Source organism: Salipiger sp. ABN3_019, from assembly GCF_056158605.1.
In genome coordinates this window covers 1,441,625-1,458,140 of record NZ_JBSWTP010000009.1, presented here as the reverse complement: position 1 = coordinate 1,458,140, position 16,516 = coordinate 1,441,625, and the positions used below count along the sequence as shown (strand labels likewise).

Annotated in this window: 12 protein-coding genes; 4 read left to right on the top strand and 8 right to left on the bottom strand. The window is 66.2% G+C overall.

Annotated elements, in window-relative coordinates; translation table 11 throughout:
* Positions 1-125 precede the first annotated feature (125 nt).
* Entirely contained in the window at positions 126-1,190 is a 1,065-nt protein-coding gene (locus ACXAD2_RS15210; RefSeq protein WP_475171634.1) for an Mrp/NBP35 family ATP-binding protein, read from the bottom strand.
* Positions 1,191-1,438: 248 nt separating this feature from the next.
* Between ACXAD2_RS15210 and ACXAD2_RS15205 the strand changes: the two genes are divergently transcribed.
* From ACXAD2_RS15205 to ACXAD2_RS15190, 4 genes are all read left to right on the top strand, one after another.
* A complete protein-coding gene (locus ACXAD2_RS15205; RefSeq protein WP_066105278.1) occupies positions 1,439-1,642 on the top strand; it encodes a DUF1127 domain-containing protein in 204 nt (67 codons plus the stop codon).
* 710 nt (positions 1,643-2,352) lie between these two features.
* Positions 2,353-3,105 (top strand): hypothetical protein, encoded by a 753-nt coding sequence (locus tag ACXAD2_RS15200; RefSeq protein WP_475171632.1) that lies wholly within the window; start codon positions 2,353-2,355, stop codon positions 3,103-3,105.
* 166 nt (positions 3,106-3,271) lie between these two features.
* Positions 3,272-3,919, top strand: a complete 648-nt coding sequence (locus ACXAD2_RS15195) for a hypothetical protein (protein ID WP_475171630.1) — start codon at positions 3,272-3,274, stop codon at positions 3,917-3,919.
* 147 nt (positions 3,920-4,066) lie between these two features.
* Complete coding sequence (locus tag ACXAD2_RS15190) at positions 4,067-7,147, top strand: valine--tRNA ligase (protein WP_475171627.1); 3,081 nt, start codon at positions 4,067-4,069, stop codon at positions 7,145-7,147.
* 219 nt (positions 7,148-7,366) lie between these two features.
* On the opposite strand, the gene recN is transcribed toward ACXAD2_RS15190, so the two are convergent.
* From recN to ACXAD2_RS15155, 7 genes are all read right to left on the bottom strand, one after another.
* Complete coding sequence (gene recN, locus ACXAD2_RS15185; RefSeq protein ID WP_475171626.1) at positions 7,367-9,019, bottom strand: DNA repair protein RecN; 1,653 nt, start codon at positions 9,017-9,019, stop codon at positions 7,367-7,369.
* Positions 9,020-9,075: 56 nt separating this feature from the next.
* A complete protein-coding gene (locus ACXAD2_RS15180) occupies positions 9,076-9,930 on the bottom strand; it encodes an outer membrane protein assembly factor BamD (protein WP_066105267.1) in 855 nt (284 codons plus the stop codon).
* Between the two features lie 113 nt (positions 9,931-10,043).
* Positions 10,044-10,964 carry a UDP-3-O-acyl-N-acetylglucosamine deacetylase gene (gene lpxC, locus ACXAD2_RS15175; protein WP_066107024.1) on the bottom strand — a complete coding sequence of 307 codons (921 nt, stop codon included), beginning with the start codon at positions 10,962-10,964 and terminating at the stop codon, positions 10,044-10,046.
* A 267-nt stretch (positions 10,965-11,231) separates the two neighbouring features.
* Positions 11,232-12,938, bottom strand: coding sequence for a cell division protein FtsZ (gene ftsZ, locus ACXAD2_RS15170; RefSeq protein ID WP_475171621.1), 1,707 nt, complete (start codon positions 12,936-12,938; stop codon positions 11,232-11,234).
* A gap of 418 nt (positions 12,939-13,356) precedes the next feature.
* On the bottom strand, positions 13,357-14,688 hold the full coding sequence (gene ftsA / locus ACXAD2_RS15165; protein ID WP_164184718.1) for a cell division protein FtsA: 1,332 nt from the start codon (positions 14,686-14,688) through the stop codon (positions 13,357-13,359).
* Positions 14,688-15,611 (bottom strand): cell division protein FtsQ/DivIB, encoded by a 924-nt coding sequence (locus tag ACXAD2_RS15160; protein ID WP_224899188.1) that lies wholly within the window; start codon positions 15,609-15,611, stop codon positions 14,688-14,690. Before ACXAD2_RS15160 ends, ftsA begins: the two co-directional genes overlap by 1 nt.
* A complete protein-coding gene (locus ACXAD2_RS15155) occupies positions 15,599-16,477 on the bottom strand; it encodes a D-alanine--D-alanine ligase (RefSeq protein WP_475171620.1) in 879 nt (292 codons plus the stop codon). The genes ACXAD2_RS15160 and ACXAD2_RS15155 overlap by 13 nt, the downstream gene beginning before the upstream one ends.
* Positions 16,478-16,516 lie beyond the last annotated feature (39 nt).

The window sequence follows — 16,516 nt, the reverse complement described above, 5'->3', positions numbered from 1 at the left end:
GGGCCGGGAAGGAGGGGGCGCTGCCCCCGCCGCGGCTGCGCCGCGACTCCCCCGGCGTATTTTCAAAGAGAAGAAGGGGCGGTTTGGGGCCGCCCCGCGCTTGGGACCGCAGCGGGACCGGGGGCTCAGACTTGGCCCGCGTCGATCAGATCCTGCGCCAGTTTTGCATAGGCCTGCGCCATCACGCCCTCGCCCAGTGCCACCGGCGCGCCGCTGTCGCCCGCGAGGCGGGTGTCGAGATCGATGGGCAGCTGCGCCAGCACCGGCAGATTGAGCCGCGCCGCTTCCGCGGCGACGCCGCCCTGGCCGAAGATATGGCTCTCGCGCCCGCAGTCGGGGCAGACGAAGACCGACATATTCTCGATCATCCCAAGCACCGGCACATTGAGCGTGGCGAACGCATCGAGCGCCTTCTTCGCGTCGATCAGCGCCACATCCTGCGGGGTGGAGACGACGATGGCGCCATCCACTTCCGACTTCTGCCCCAGCGAGAGCTGCACATCGCCGGTGCCCGGCGGCAGGTCGATGAGCAGCACATCGAGCGTGCCCCACTCCACCTGCATCAGCATTTGCTGCAGCGCGCCCATCAGCATCGGGCCGCGCCAGACCACCGCCTTGTCCTCGGGCAGCATGACGCCGATCGACATGAGCGTGACGCCATGCGCCTCGAGCGGGATGATCGTCTTGCCATCGGGCGAGGCCGGGCGCTTGCTGACACCGAACATGCGCGGCTGCGACGGGCCGTGGATGTCCGCATCCAGCAGGCCGACCTTCTTGCCCGCGCGCGCCAGCGCCACGGCGAGGTTCGACGAGACGGTGGATTTGCCCACGCCGCCCTTGCCCGAGCCGATGGCGATCAGCTTCTTCACCCCCGGCGGCGCCATGCGCCCCTCTTGCGGTTTGGCGTGGCCCCCCATCTTCAGCGAGGGCGCTTTCGGCGCCTGCGTCGGGGCCGAGAGCACCACCGCCGCCGAGACCGCCCCCGGCAATTGCGCCACCTGCGCCTCGACCACCGCGCGGAAGCCTTCCATCTGGCGGGCGATCTCGGCGCTTGGCGCTTCGATGACAAAGCGCACATGGCCGCCTTCGACGCTGAGCGCTCGAATCATGTCCCGCGATACGAGGTTGCCGCCACCGGGCAGATCGAAGCTTTTCAGCAACGCCATGGTAGCGTCGGACAATTGGGTCATAGTTACTTCCTTTCCCTCAGCGCATGGTGACCTTTCGTCATCTTGCGCTCCGCGCAAGGCGCGTCCATTTCTCGCCTAATTTCTATGCACTCCCCCGCGAAGATGCGCATTCCAAAGTGGTTTTCACCATGCATTTTGCGCATAGCGGCATTGAACCGGGGCGGGATTGTGCAGCCGCAGCAATTGGCACATCTATTGGGGCAAGAAACGACAGACGCAACCATTCAGCCAGACGGGCACAGACGCACATGGCATTCGCAACCGACACCACCCGCATCGAAGGCCGCACCGGCGGTCTCCTCGACACGCTCCGCACCGCCCTCGCTCGCCGCCGCCTGTACAAACAGACCTTCAGCGAGCTGGCTTCGCTGAGCAACCGTGAACTGAGCGATCTCGGGCTGCACCGCTCGATGATCCGCCGGATCGCGTATCAGGCCGCCTACGAGGCGTAAGAATTCGAACACGTCCCGGCTCTCTCCTCCTCCCTGAGCCGGTTCGTTACGGCGGTGACCTCTCTCCTCCTCCCTGAGGTCACCGCCACAAAGACACGGGATACCGGACGATAGCCCGGCCCCAGACATCGACAGCCCCTCTCCTCCTCCCTGGGGCATCGATACAGCGGCGATCTCTCTCCTCCTCCCTGAGATCGCCGCACCAGTTTCCGGGCCCCAGCGCCCACCCTATTCGGAGCCCCTCTCCTCCTCCCTGGGGCAACGATGCAGCGGCGGTCTCTCTCCTCCTCCCTGAGACCGCCGCACCTCATAAAGGGCCGCATGCGGTCCAGAAGCTTCGGAGTCCCTCTCCTCCTCCCTGGGACTTTGATGCAGCGGCGATCTCTCTCCTCCTCCCTGAGATCGTCGCACCCCATAGGACCCTCGCGGGTCCGCTCAGATCGGAAGCCCTTCTTCTCCTCCTCCTCGGGCTTTCGTGACACGGAAACGGCGGTCTCTCTCCTCCTCCCTGAGACCGCCGTTTTTCTTTTCCTCGCTATAAATTTTGCGCTGCATCCGGAACGGCTTGCATGGCGCCCCGAGACCCGTCGCATCAGCTTTCGCTGCTGGCCGGCTCATTGAACGCGCGAGCTCTGCCCGCATCTTGCTCGCGCGCCTTCGGGCGGATCGCCCAAGACCAACCCGACAGGCACTTACCACAGGGCCGCGGAATGGACCGTACTCTCGTGATTGCAGGACAGGGACGCTCGGGCAGCACCCTGTTCTACAACATGCTGCGCAATACGCTGCAGGGCTTCGGGATGTTCGATCGCGAGGTGCCTGCCGCCAGCGTGATCCACCTGCCCGGAAATCAGTGCACCAAGCGCCCCTTCGACATCTTCGATCTACCGAAGCTGTTTCACGCCAATCAGGGCCGCAAGCGGATCGACCTGATCTGCATGCTGCGCGATCCGCGTGACATTCTGACCAGCCGCCACCGCGCGGTCCCGGATGATTACTTCGTCGCTGCGGACAACTGCTGGTTCGTTCCCGAAGGTCGCGTGCCCGCCTTCACCGCGCCCGGCTTTCTGCCGGTGCATGAGGCCACTATGCGCGTCAGCGGATCGGGCCTTTTCCCGCAGGGCATCTTCTTTTTGAAATACGAAGATCTCGTGCGCGACCCCGAGGCCGTGCAGCAGATGCTGGCCGAGGGTTTGGGGCTGACCTTCGACGGGCGCTTCAGCGATTTTCACAAGGCCGAAATTCCCCAGCGCCTGCAGCGCGCGCTCAACGGCGTGCGCGAGGTCGATACCGAACGCCAGCGCAAATGGGCCAAGCCCGAGCATCGCGCCCGTATCATCGACCAGTTCACCCGCTTTCCGGTGCTGCACGATGTGCTAAAGCAGCTTGGGTATGAAGAGAACCAGGGCTGGTTCGAGGACCTGCAGCGCGAGGCGCAGCAGGAGGTGGTGGCCGTTAAGTAAGCCGTGCCTGCAGCCAAGCCCGCTGCCGCCGAAACCGCGACAGAGACACAGCAAAGCGCGCTGCCGGTGACCGGCTCGATCCTTGATCATCCGGCGATCCCCATACTCTACGACGACGCGACGATGAAGTTCAGTGGTATCGAGGGGGAGCGGGCCGCAGTGCCTTGTGACCTTCGTGGGCGTTGGCCATGGGCTTGCCGGCATCGACCAGCAGAGCGAGGAGTTCCGCAAGCTCTCCTCCGGTGGTTGGGGTTCGCAGCTTTTCGTCTTCGACAAGACCCGCAGCTGGGGCAACGCGCTCGACCCCGAGCTTCTGGCCCGGCTCACCGCACCGCATCGCGCAGGACGCAAGGTGTCGACGCTGGGGCTGAGCATGGGCGGCTTTCTGGCCGCGCAGATGTCGCGCCCGCTGGGGGCCGCCCGCTGTATCGCGCTGGCGCCGCAATATTCGGTTCACCCCGAGATCGCGCCGTTCGACACCCGCTGGACCCGCTATTCCGAGCAGATCAGCATGTGGCGCCAACCGTCCTTGATGGGAAGCTTCGACGGCGCTTGCCGCTACGAGCTGATCTTCCCCGACCTGCCGGTCGAACTGGCCCATGCCGAGCGTTTCCCGAAAGCGCCGAACATTCGCCGCTTCACCGTGCCGTCGGACAACCACAACGTCGCCGCGACCCTCAAGGCCCGCGGACAGCTCTACCCGCTCCTCGAGGCGCTGCTGCGCGAGGACGGGGCCGGCGCGCTGCCTGACTTCTGCAGCCCCGGTGCGGGCACGTGGCATGTGGCCCCCGAGGTCGCCGCCGCCGCCAGCTGAGGGCGCACCCGCACACCCTGCGCTTCCCCCGCGAAGGCACGGCCAAGGGCACTCGGGGCCACTCAAAGCCACGGGGCGCTTTCCCTTTCCCAAGGCTTTGGGTAGGAGGGTCGGGACAACAGCACAAGCAGGCATGGGAACGCAGCCATGGCGATGGAAAAGACCTTCAACGCGGCCGAGGCCGAGGCGCGCATCTACGACGCATGGGAAAGCAGCGGAGCCTTCAAGGCCGGGGCCAACGCCTCGCGCGATGAAAGCTTCAGCATCATGATCCCGCCGCCCAATGTGACCGGCTCGCTGCACATGGGCCACGCGTTCAACAACACGCTGCAGGACATCCTCGTGCGCTGGCACCGGATGCGCGGCTTCGACACGCTCTGGCAGCCGGGGCAGGACCACGCGGGCATCGCCACGCAGATGGTCGTCGAGCGCGAACTGGCCAAGGACAAGAACAACGCCACCCGCCGCGAGATGGGCCGCGAGGCCTTCCTCGAGAAGGTCTGGGAGTGGAAGCAGCAGTCTGGCGGCACGATCATCAACCAGCTCAAGCGTCTCGGCGCCTCCTGCGACTGGTCGCGCAACGCCTTCACCATGTCCGGCGCCGAGGGCGCCCCGGCGGGCGAGGACGGTAACTTCCACGACGCGGTGATCAAGGTCTTCGTCGATATGTACGAAAAGAGCCTGATCTACCGCGGCAAGCGGCTGGTGAACTGGGACCCGCATTTCGAGACCGCGATTTCCGACCTCGAGGTCGAGAACATCGAAGTGCCCGGCCACATGTGGCACTTCAAATACCCGCTGGCGGGCGGCGAGACCTACACCTACGTCGAGAAGGACGAGGATGGGAACGTGCTCTTCACCGAAGAGCGTGACTATATCTCCATCGCCACCACCCGCCCCGAGACCATGCTGGGTGACGGCGCGGTCGCGGTGCACCCTTCCGATGAGCGTTACGCACCGATCGTCGGCAAGCTCTGCGAGATCCCTGTTGGGCCCAAAGAGCACCGCCGCCTGATCCCGATCATCGTGGATGAATATCCCGACCCGACCTTCGGCTCGGGCGCGGTGAAGATCACCGGCGCGCATGACTTCAACGACTACGGCGTGGCCAAGCGCGGCGGCATCCCCTGCTATCGCCTGATGGACACCCGCGCGACCATGCGTGAGGACGGCCACCCCTACGCCGAAGCCGCCGAGATCGCCCAGCAGGTCGCCCGCGGCGAGCTGTCGCTCGACGAGCATGAGGTCGACAAGCTCAACCTCGTGCCCGACCACCTGCGCGGCCTCGACCGTTTCGCCGCCCGCGAGGCGGTGATCGCCGAGATCACCGAAGAAGGTCTCGCGGTGATGACCGAGGCCACCGACCCGCGCCTCGGCGCGGCGGCGGCCAAGGCACCGCCCGCCCCCGAGGAAGGCGGCGAGGCGCTGGATGAGCCCGAGCAATGGGTGCCGCTGGTCGAAGCCAAGCCGATCATGCAGCCCTTCGGCGACCGCTCGAAAGTGGTGATCGAGCCGATGCTCACCGATCAGTGGTTCGTCGACACCGCGCAGATCGTCGGCCCGGCGCTCGACGCCGTGCGCGAGGGCCGCGTGCGGATCATGCCCGAGAGCGGCGAGAAGACCTATTACCACTGGCTCGAAAACATCGAGCCCTGGTGCATCTCGCGCCAGCTGTGGTGGGGCCACCAGATCCCGGTCTGGCACACGCCGGGCATGGGCGACGAATGGCGCTCGTTCTGCGCCGCCTCGGAAGATGAGGCGATCGAGCAGATGAAGGCGGTCTTCGGCGATGATGCCGAGTTCCTGATCGTCGAGGATGCCGCCGCCGCCGAGGATCACCTCGCCGCGCTGCTGCAGCAGGGCACCGATTTCACCGGTGTCGACCAGCGCCGCCGCCCGCAGGCGATCCCGGTGTTCCGCGATCCCGACGTTCTGGACACATGGTTCTCGTCGGGCCTGTGGCCGATCGGCACGCTCGGCTGGCCCGAGCAGACGCCGGAGCTGCAGAAATACTTCCCGACCTCGGTGCTGGTCACCGGTCAGGACATCCTGTTCTTCTGGGTCGCCCGGATGATGATGATGCAGCTCGCCGTGGTCGATGAGATCCCCTTCCACGACGTCTACCTGCACGGGCTCGTGCGCGACGCCAAGGGCAAGAAAATGTCCAAGTCGCTCGGCAATGTGGTCGACCCGCTGGAGATCATCGACGAGTTCGGCGCCGACGCGCTGCGCTTCACCAATGCCGCCATGGCCTCGCTGGGCGGCGTGCTGAAGCTCGACAAGCAGCGCATCGCCGGCTACCGCAACTTCGGCACCAAACTGTGGAACGCCGCCTCCTACGCGCAGATGAACGGCGTGTTCGAGCTGGCGCACAGCGATGCCGTGCCCGAGACCACCCTGCCGCTCAACCGCTGGATCAAGGGCGAGATCGCCAAGACCCGCGAAACCGTGGACGCGGCGCTGGCGGAATATCGGTTCAACGACGCGGCACAGGCGCTCTATGGGTTTGTCTGGGGCACCTTCTGCGACTGGTATCTCGAGTTCACCAAGCCGGTGTTCCAGGGCGAGGACGAGGCCGCCAAGGCCGAAACCCGCGCCACCTACGCCTGGGCCTTCGACCAGTGCCTGATCCTGCTGCACCCGATCATGCCCTTCATCACCGAAGAGCTCTGGGCGCAGCGCGACCGGCCGAAGATGCTGATCCACGCCGACTGGCCCGCGTATAGCGCCGCCGAGATGGTCGACGCGCAGGCCGACGCCGAGCTCAACTGGGTGATCCGGATGATCGAGGCGATCCGCTCGGCGCGCGCGCAGATGCATGTGCCCGCCGGTCTCTATGTGCCCTGCGTGGTCAAGGGCATGACGCTTGAGGCCAAGGCCGCCTATGAGACCAACGAGGCTTTCGTGAAGCGCTACGCGCGCATCGAAGGGCTGACCGAAGTGGAGGAGATGCCCAAGGGCACGGCCGCGCTGGCGCTCAGCGGCGGCACCTTTGGTCTTCCTCTGGCGGGGATCATCGACGTGGCCGAAGAAAAGGCCCGCCTCGAGAAGGCGCTGCAGAAGCTCGGCAAGGAACTCGGAGGCCTGCGCGGCCGTCTGAAGAACCCCAAGTTCGCCGAAAGCGCGCCGGAAGAGGTGGTGCAGGAAACCCGCGACAACCTCGCCGCCCGCGAAGAGGAAGAGGCCAAGCTGAAAGAAGCCATGGCGCGCCTCGCCGAACTGGGCTGAGCCAAGCGACACGACAAAAAGAAGGCCCGTCCGGTATCCCCGGGCGGGCCTTTCCTTTGGCACGGCGCCCTGCCCCGGCGCATCGCGCGCGGCTAAGGTCGGCCGTGCGTATTTGGAAAGAGAAGAAGGACGACCTGCGCGCAAAGAGTTGGGCAAAGGCGCCGGGCCCCTGCTTCTTCTCTTTAAAAATACGCAAAATCCGGCAGCGCCGCGCGCGCCTCAGCCGATCAGCAGCGCCCGCGCTGCCGCCCGCGCCTCTGGGGTGACCGTGTCGCCCGAAAGCATGCGGGCGATCTCATCCTCGCGCTCATCCGCCGCCAGAGCGGTGACCGACGACAGGGTGATGTCATTCTCCACCCGTTTGGCCACGCGCCAGTGATGCGCGCCAAGCGCGGCGACTTGCGGCGAATGGGTGACGACGAGCACCTGCCCCTCGGCGGCGAGCGCCGCGAGACGTCGCCCCACCGCGTCGGCGGTGGCGCCGCCGACGCCGCGGTCGATCTCGTCAAAGATCATCGTCACATCGCCGCCCTGCTCTTGCGACAGGCAGACTTTCAGCGCCAGCAGGAACCGCGACAGCTCGCCGCCAGAGGCGATCTTGTTGAGCGGGCCGGAGGGCGCGCCGGGGTTGGTGGCGACGGTGAAGGCGACAGCGTCGCGGCCCTCGGGGCCTTCGGGGGCGCGGGAAACTTCCGTCCGGAACACCGCGCGTTCCATCTTCAGCGGTGCCAGTTCCGTGGCCACGGCCTTGTCGAGCCGCGCGGCGGCGGCGCTGCGCGCCTCGCTCAGCGCGGTGGCGGCGGCGTCATAGGCGTTTTCCGTCCGGCGAACTTCGGCGTTCAGCGCGTCCAGCTCCTCGGCGGAATGGTCGAGCGCCGAGAGCCGCGCCGAAAGCGTCTCGCGCAGACCGGCAAGCTCGTCCGGCAGCACCTGATGCTTGCGCGCGAGCCCGCGAATGGCGAAGAGCCGCTCTTCGGTATCCTCCAGCGTGCGCGGGTCGAATTCCAGCGCGTCGAGCGTGCTGGCCACCTCGCCCGAGGCCTCGTCAAGCTCGGCCATCGCGCGGGTCAGCGCGGCGATGGCGCCGTCGAGCCGCCCCTCGGCACCTTCCGAGGCACCCTCCAGCCAGCGCAGCGCGTCGGACATGGCGCCCTCGGCACCCTCATAGCCAAGCGCCTGACTGGCGCGGGAAATATCGGCCCGCACCCGCTCGGCGCCCTGCATCATGCGGCGGCGGCTGTCGAGCTCGGCCTCTTCGCCGACCTCCGGGGCCAGCTTGTCCAGCTCCTCGGTGGCGTGGCGCAGGAAATCCTCCTCGGCGCGCACCGCCTCGAGCGCGGTCTCGGCATCGCTCAGCGCCTTGCGCGCGGTCCGCTGCGCGATCCATGCGGCGCGGGCGGCCCCCAGTTCAGCGCCGATCCCGGCATAGCTGTCGAGAATATCGCGGTGGCCCGACGGGTTGAGTAGCCCGCGGTCATCATGCTGGCCGTGCAGTTCAACCAGCGTCTCGGACAGGCGCCGCAGCACCTCGCCGCTGGCACGGCGGTCGTTGACCCAGCCGGTCTTGCGTCCGTCGGCGGTGTTCACCCGGCGCAGGATCAGCTCGCCCGAGACCGGCAGACCGGCCTCTTCCAGAACCGCGCGCGCGGCATGGCCCTCGGCCAGTTCGAAAACCGCCGTCACCTCGCCCTGCTGGGCCCCGGCCCGCACCAATTCGGCCCGCCCGCGCCAACCCAGCACAAAGCCGAGGCTGTCGAGCAGAATTGACTTGCCCGCGCCGGTCTCGCCGGTCAGCACGTTGAGCCCCGGCTGGAAACTCAGGTCCAGCCGGTCGATGATGAGCAGATCGCGGATTTCAAGCGCTCGGAGCATCCATTCAGACGGGCGCGCCGTCCTCCCTAGGGGCTAGCAGCCCCAAAGCCACAGCCTCAGAGCCACTGCCCTTTGACCATCTGACGATAGACCTGTGCTAGCCAGCTGTCGCCCGCCGCTTCCAGTTCCAGCCCGCGCCCGGTGAGCAGCTTGTAGCTGTCCTCGTACCACGGCGTGCCGCGGTAGTTGTAGCCAAGGATCGCGCCTGCGCTCTGAGCTTCTTGCGTCAGCCCCAGCGACAGATAGGCCTCGACCAGCCGGTGCAGCGCCTCGGCGGTATGCGTGGTGGTCTGGAAATCCTCGACCACGACGCGGAAACGGCTGATCGCGGCGCCATAGTTCTCACGCTTGAGATAGTAGCGCCCGATCTCCATTTCCTTCGCCGCGAGGTGGTCGAAGGCAAGGTCGAACTTGAGGATCGAAGAGCGCGCGTATTCCGTATCGGGATAGCGCTCGATCACCGTGCGCAGCGACTGCAGCGCCTGGAACGTCAGCCCCTGATCGCGGCCCACTTCCTCGATCTGGTCGTAATAGGAGAGCGCCAGCAGATACTGAGCATAGGCGGCATCTTCGTCGCTGGGGTAGAAGTCGATGTAGCGCTGCGCCGAAGAGCGCGAGTTCTCATAGTCCTTCGCCCGGTGATAGGCGTAGGCCTGCATGATCAGGGCGCGCTTGGCCCAGTCCGAATAAGGATAGAGACGCTCGATTTCACCGAAATAATACGCGGCGCGCTCTGCGTCGCTGCGGTCCATTTCGTATTCGCCGCGCTCGAAGATCTGTTCGGCGGTGAAGTTCTCCATCGGGACGCCGCCCGGACCCATTCCGGGCTGTTCCTGGGCCGAACATCCGACCAGGAGAATCGCGGAAAAAGCCGCTCCGATCACCGCATTTCGCGATCTGCCGCCTGCCATGCCCGACTTACCTCACATTCATTGCAGAGCCCGCTTCGGGGCCATGGCACGGTCCTAGCACAGAAAAATCCGGGGCAAAACGCCTTAACGCCGATTTGAGCACGGCGCCGCCGTCAGGCAACCGCGGGGATTTCGTCGCGCTCGACACCGGCGCCGGGCAGCCGCGCGGCCATGCGCGAATCGCAGACCGTCATGCGGAATGCGTCGGGCGTGGCGAAGAGCGCGTGCAGCAGTTTGTTGGTGATCGCGTGACCCGCCTTGAAGCCGGTGTAATGGCCAAGGATCGGCACGCCCGCGGTATAAAGATCGCCAAGCGCGTCCAGCATCTTGTGGCGCACGGCCTCGTCGGCATGGCGCAGGCCACCCGGCGACAGGATCTTGTCGCCATCGACGACAACCGCGTTTTCATAGGTGCCGCCAAGCGCCTTGCCATTGGCCTGCATCGCCTCGACGTCGGACTGACGGCAGAAGGTGCGGCTGTCGCAGAGCTCGCGGACGAAAGAGCCATTGGCGAGGTTGATCACCTTGTCCTGCGTGCCGATCGCCGCATCGGCGAAGTCGATGTGGAACTCCATCGTGGTGCCCTGCGCCGGGGACAGGCGGGCCCAGCCGGCAGCGGTCTGCACTTCGACGGGGGTCAGGATCTCGATGGCACGCACAGGCGCGCGCAGCTCGCGCACACCGCGGGCGAGAATCTCGCGGACGAAGGGCGCGGCGGACCCGTCGAGGATCGGCACTTCGGGGCCGTCGATCTCGATCAGCGCGTTGTGGATGCCGCAGCCCGCCAGCGCCGCCATCACATGCTCGATGGTCGAGACGGAGACACCGGCGCGGTTTTTGATCAGGGTGCAGAGCGGCGAGATCTCGACCGCGTCATAGCGGGCCGGAACGAGCGCGTCGCCCAGAAGGATGTCGGTGCGTTTGAACCAGATGCCGTGCTCGGCAGAAGCCGGGCGAATGGTCATCCGGACAGGCGCGCCGGAATGAAGGCCCACGCCCTGGAAGCTCACTGCACTGCGGATCGTCGTTTGCACTTTGGTCACCTTTGCTTGGAGCGCCCCTCCCCACTGGCGCGCGCCTTTGTTGCAAACGGAGATACTCACCAGCGCTCACGTTCTCAAATCAAGTATTGCAACGAAGTGAAACATGCGGGTTTCCTAATGCGCGGATGCACGCCCAGTTGTGGATATGTTTCGACAACCTACTGATTTAAAATCAAAAAACCCTCTCTTGCGAGAGGGCTTTTCGACGTGCCTTGCCTTAAAATGTCAGCCCGCGCGAGGGGGCGCGGGCTGAATTTATCAGTTTGCCTGGCGCCGCAGGAAGGCCGGGATTTCAATCCGGTCCTGCTCGGGGGCCTCTTCGGGCGCCGGAGCGGGGGCCGGACGCTGCGCCTGCATCGGCGGCTGGCGGCGAGCCTGCGGTTGCGGTTGCGGCTGGGGCGCTGCCGGGGCGGCGGCTTTGGGTGCGCCCTGCTGCGGCTGCTGCTCGTGGCCGTGGCCGGTCATCCGGTTGATCAGCGAGTTGATCCCGAAGCGGGGACGCTCCGGCTCGGCGGCGCGCCGCGGAGCCTGCTGCGGCTGCTGCGGACGCGCCGGAGCGGCGGGCTGGCCCGGACGGTTGTTGCGGGCGGCGGCTGCGTGCAGGCGCTTCATCGTGTCTGCCGAAGGCTGGCCGGGCTGCGGTGCGCGCGGCGCGACGAAGCTCTCGGGTGCGGCTTCCAGCGTGCTGGGCTGCGGCTGCGGCTGCGCGGCCTGCGGACGGTAAGCGGGCGGCGGCAGACCGTCATCGGTCTCGACCACATCTTCTTCCTGATAGGTCTGCTGCGCGGCGGGCATCTCACCGAAGAGCGAGGGCTCGTCTTCTTCGTACTGCTGCGCCTGCGGAGCGGTCGGAGCGGCCTGCGCCACGGTTGCGGCGGGCAGCTGCGCTGCGGGCTGAACCGGAGCCGGTGCGGCCTCTGCTGCCGGGGCCTGCTCTTCGGCGTTGGCCAGCGGCTGCGCGAGGGTGCGGCGCGGCACCGGGATATCGTGCTGCACAGCCGAGGCATCGATGCCAGTGGCGACGACGGAGACGCGCATGCGGCCTTCCATCGTGTCATCCAGCGTCGAGCCGACGATGATGTTGGCGTCTGCATCCACTTCCTCGCGGATGCGGTTGGCCGCTTCGTCGAGTTCGAACAGGGTGAGGTCGTGGCCACCGGTGATGTTGATGAGCACGCCCTTGGCGCCCTTGAGGCTGATCTCGTCGAGCAGCGGGTTGGCGATTGCCTTCTCGGCGGCCTGGATCGAGCGATCTTCGCCGTCGGCCTCGCCGGTGCCCATCATCGCCTTGCCCATTTCATCCATCACGGCGCGAACGTCGGCGAAGTCGAGGTTGATCAGGCCCGGACGGACCATCAGGTCGGTCACACCCTTCACGCCCTGATAGAGCACGTCATCAGCAAGGCTGAAGGCCTCGGTGAAGGTGGTCTTCTCGTTGGCGAGACGGAACAGGTTCTGGTTGGGGATGATGATCAGCGTGTCGACCATCTTCTGCAGCGTCTCGACGCCCTCTTCCGCTTGGCGCATGCGTTTTGCGCCTTCGAACTGGAAGGGCTTGGTCACGACGCCGACGGTCAGAACACCCAGCTCACGCGCGGCCTGCGCGATGATCGGTGCTGCGCCGGTGCCGGTGCCGCCGCCCATACCGGCGGTGATGAAGCACATATGCGCGCCTGCGAGGTGATCGACGATCTGCTCGATGCTCTCTTCGGCTGCGGCCGATCCGACCGAGGGGCGTGCGCCTGCGCCGAGGCCTTCGGTCACTTTCACACCGAGTTGGACCTTGGCGGTCGCCATGCTCTGCTGCAGCGCCTGAGCGTCGGTGTTGGCAACCACGAAGTCCACGCCTTCGAGTTGCTTGGTGATCATGTTGTTGACTGCGTTGCCACCGGCTCCGCCGACGCCGAATACGGTGATCCGGGGCTTCAGCTCTTCCTGACCGGGCATCGAGAGATTGAGTGCCATGTGATGTTCCGCCTGTCGTTTTATGACTTGGTTCGCGCCTGTCCTGCGCCTTGGGGATAATTCTTACCGAGATCCTAGGGCTGGGTCACGTAAAAAACACAGATCTACCACGAAATATGGCTATAGGATTGACTATGCGCGCGAGATTTCGCCCAACGCACCAAATTTTGCAGAAAGCATCAGCAGCAACACAACACGTAGAAAAGCGCCACTGCCCCATGGGCCAGCAACGGCAAATCTTTTCTGGTGTCTTGGGAAGCCTGCTCGACGTCCCCTGCCCGCATCTTCCGTGCGGATCATGTTCCTAAATTAGCATCGGCCCGAATTGGCGTCACCGGGAATATTGCGTGAACACCGCAAGAAAACCGCAATCTCGCGAGGGTTTGAGCGGCCCGCGAGCCGCCCTGCCCCCACTCGCTTACCAGTTCTCGCGGAACCACTTCACCGCGCGCATCAGCGAACGGGCCGGGTAACGCTCGACCGGGATCTCGAAGTCCCACCATTCGTCCTGCGGATGGGCAGCAAAGAGGCACATCCCCACCGCCGAGGCAAAGCCCGGCCCGGTGGCGGCCTGCGGCAGCCCGTGCACGCGCATCGGGCGGCCCAGCCGGACCTGACTGCCAAGGATGCGGCTCGCCAGCCCATCAAGGCCGGGGATCTGGCTCGCAGCGCCGGTCAGCACGATCTGCTGGCTCGGCAGATGTTCGAAGCCCGCCGCATCGAGGCAGGCGCGCACCTCTTCGAGGATCTCCTCGACGCGCGGGCGCATGATACCGATCAGTTCAGCGCGGCTCACCTGCCGCCGGTCATGGTGCCAATCGCCGGTATCGCCCGAGATCTCGATCATCTCGCGATCATCCATCCCGGTGGCATGTACGCCGCCGTAAAAGGTCTTGATCCGCTCGGCCATGGCCATGGGGATCTGCAGGCCCATGGAGATGTCGCCGGTGACGTGATCGCCGCCCATGGGCACCGCATCGCCATAGATCATGTGCTTCTTCATGAAGATCGACACGCCGGTGGCGCCGCCCCCCATGTCGATACAGGCCGCGCCCAGTTCCTGCTCGTCTTCCACCAGCGCCGCCACGCCCGACACATAGGCCGAGCTGGCAATGCCCGCGAGTTCCAGATCGCAGCGTTTGACGCAATGGGCGAGGTTCTGGATCGCCTGCGCGTTGACCGTCAGCATGTGCATGTCGCAGGTCAGTTCGCGGCCAATCTGCCCGCGCGGATCGCTCAGCCCCGAGCGGTGGTCCAGCGCGAAGTTCACCGGCTGCGCGTGCATCACCTCGCGGCCATGCCCAACCTCGGGCACGTCGCAGGCCGAGAGCACCCGCGCCACGTCCTGCTCGGTCACCGTGCTGCCATCAACGCTCACATGGCCGTCGAGCCCGTAGCTGCGCGGCTCGGCGCCCGAGAAACAGGCGATCACGTGGTCGACCCGGATGCCCGCCATCTTCTGCGCCGCCTGCACCGCGGTGCGGATCGCCCGCTCGGTCTCGTTCATCGCCGCGATCTCGCCGAAGCGCACCCCGCGCGAGCGGGTGGTGGCTGCGCCGATCACCCGGAACCCGGCCTGCCCCGCCAGCGAGCCGACGCCGCTGTCTTCGCCCTGATCGCTGCCGTCGAACCGCAGCACAAGGCAGGCGATCTTCGAGCTGCCCACGTCCAGAACCGCCACCACGCCGCGCTGCATCGCTGCCTTGCGCATGTTGCGCATCGCGCGCTGGGACTCGTATAGCTCGAACATTATCGTTTTTCCCCAGTCTCGATGGACTTGATCCGCCAGTATTCTTCCGCCGCGCTATGGTTCAGCCGCAGCGTCGGACGCTGCGCAAGGCGCAGATCGACCGCCGCGATATCGCGCGACAGCATGTCCACGGCGCCGTCCATCGCCATGGCCCTTTCGAGCGCCTGAACGGCGCCTTCTTCGGGCAGCAGAACGCGCTGCCCCTTATCCAGAACAAGATCCCAGCGCCGCAGCCCGACCCGCTCGAGGCCGCGCAGCCGCCCGGCCAGCGGTGCGGCGGCGGCAAAGAGGTCCAGCGCCTCGGGCACATGCGCTTCGGCGCCCGTGCCAGCAATCACCGGAAGATCGGCGTGGCTCGCACGGCGCCCGGCAGGTCCCACCAGCGCGCCGCCCTCGTCGAGCAGTTCCAGCCCGCGCAGCCCGCGCCACAGCACCACCGGCACACGTTCGACCACATTCACCTCGAGCACCCCGCCCTGCGTGATCCGCAGGCTGGCGGATTTCACCGCATCAAGGCCGGTGATGATCTCGCGCATCTGGTCGAGGTCGAGATCGAACGAGCTGAGCGGGAAGTCGAGCGACAGAATTTCGCGCACATCCGCCGCAACGCCGTCGCTGGCCCCGTCGATCGCCATGAGGTTCACGCGGAACTCGGGCCGTGCCTCGATCTGGTCGCGCACCGACATGATGGCTCCGACGAAGGCTTCGCGGTTGCTGTCGACAGAGAAATACGCCGCCGCCCCGCCAACGCCGATCAGGAACGGCATGCCGATGTGCAGCGTGAAGCGAAAGAGCGGCGTCAGCATCAACCGCTCGAGCCGGTACTTCAGCCGCGACGGCGCCGGATCCGAGCGATGCACCTGCTGCGGGCGAGACTTCTGCGGGCGCGGCATCCGCGCGGGGGCGGCCCCTACCTGTCGCATGAGGCGTCCTCCACCATCCAGCGGCAGAGCGCGCCGAAGGACATGCCCGACGCCTGCGCCTGTTCGGGCGCCAGCGAGGTGGGCGTCATGCCCGGCTGGGTGTTGGTCTCGAGCAGCACCAGCCCATCAAGGCCCCGGCTCTCGTCCCAGCGGAAATCGGTGCGGCTGAGGCCACGGCAGCCAAGCGCCTTATGCGCGCGCACGGCATAATCGAGGCAGGCATCAAAGATCTCCTGCGGCACGTCGGCGGGCACCTCGTGGCGCGAGCCGCCTGCCTTATACTTGGCGTCGTAGTCGTACCAGCCGTCGGTGATGATGTCGGTGACGGTCAGCGCCTGATCTCCCAGCACCGTGGTGGTCAGCTCGCGGCCCGGCGCATAGGTCTCGACCATCACCGTCTGCGGCATCTCTTCGGACAGCTGCGGCGGCGTGTTGGCCCCATCCATCACCAGATAGACGCCAACCGAGCTGCCCTCATTGTAGGGCTTCACCACATAGGGCGGCGCCATCACGTGACGGGCGCAGACCTCGGCCTTATCCGCCAGCACGCTTTCGACCACCGGCAGACCGGCGGCGCGATAGACCTGCTTGGAGCGTTCCTTGTCCATCGCCAGCGCGGACGACAGCACACCAGAGTGCGTATAGGGGATGCGGAGCCACTCCAGCATGCCCTGCACGCATCCATCCTCGCCCCAGCGACCGTGAAGTGCGTTGAAGACGACGTCGGGAGACAGATCCTTGAGCCGCGCGGCCAGATCAGGCCCCGCGTCGATCTCGATCACATCAAATCCCTCGTCCCGCAAAGCGGCGGCGCATTCCTGACCGGAACTCAGCGACACCTCGCGTTCAGCCGAGGGTCCGCCCATCAATACCGCCACTTTGGGAGCTGCCCTGCTCGACATCCC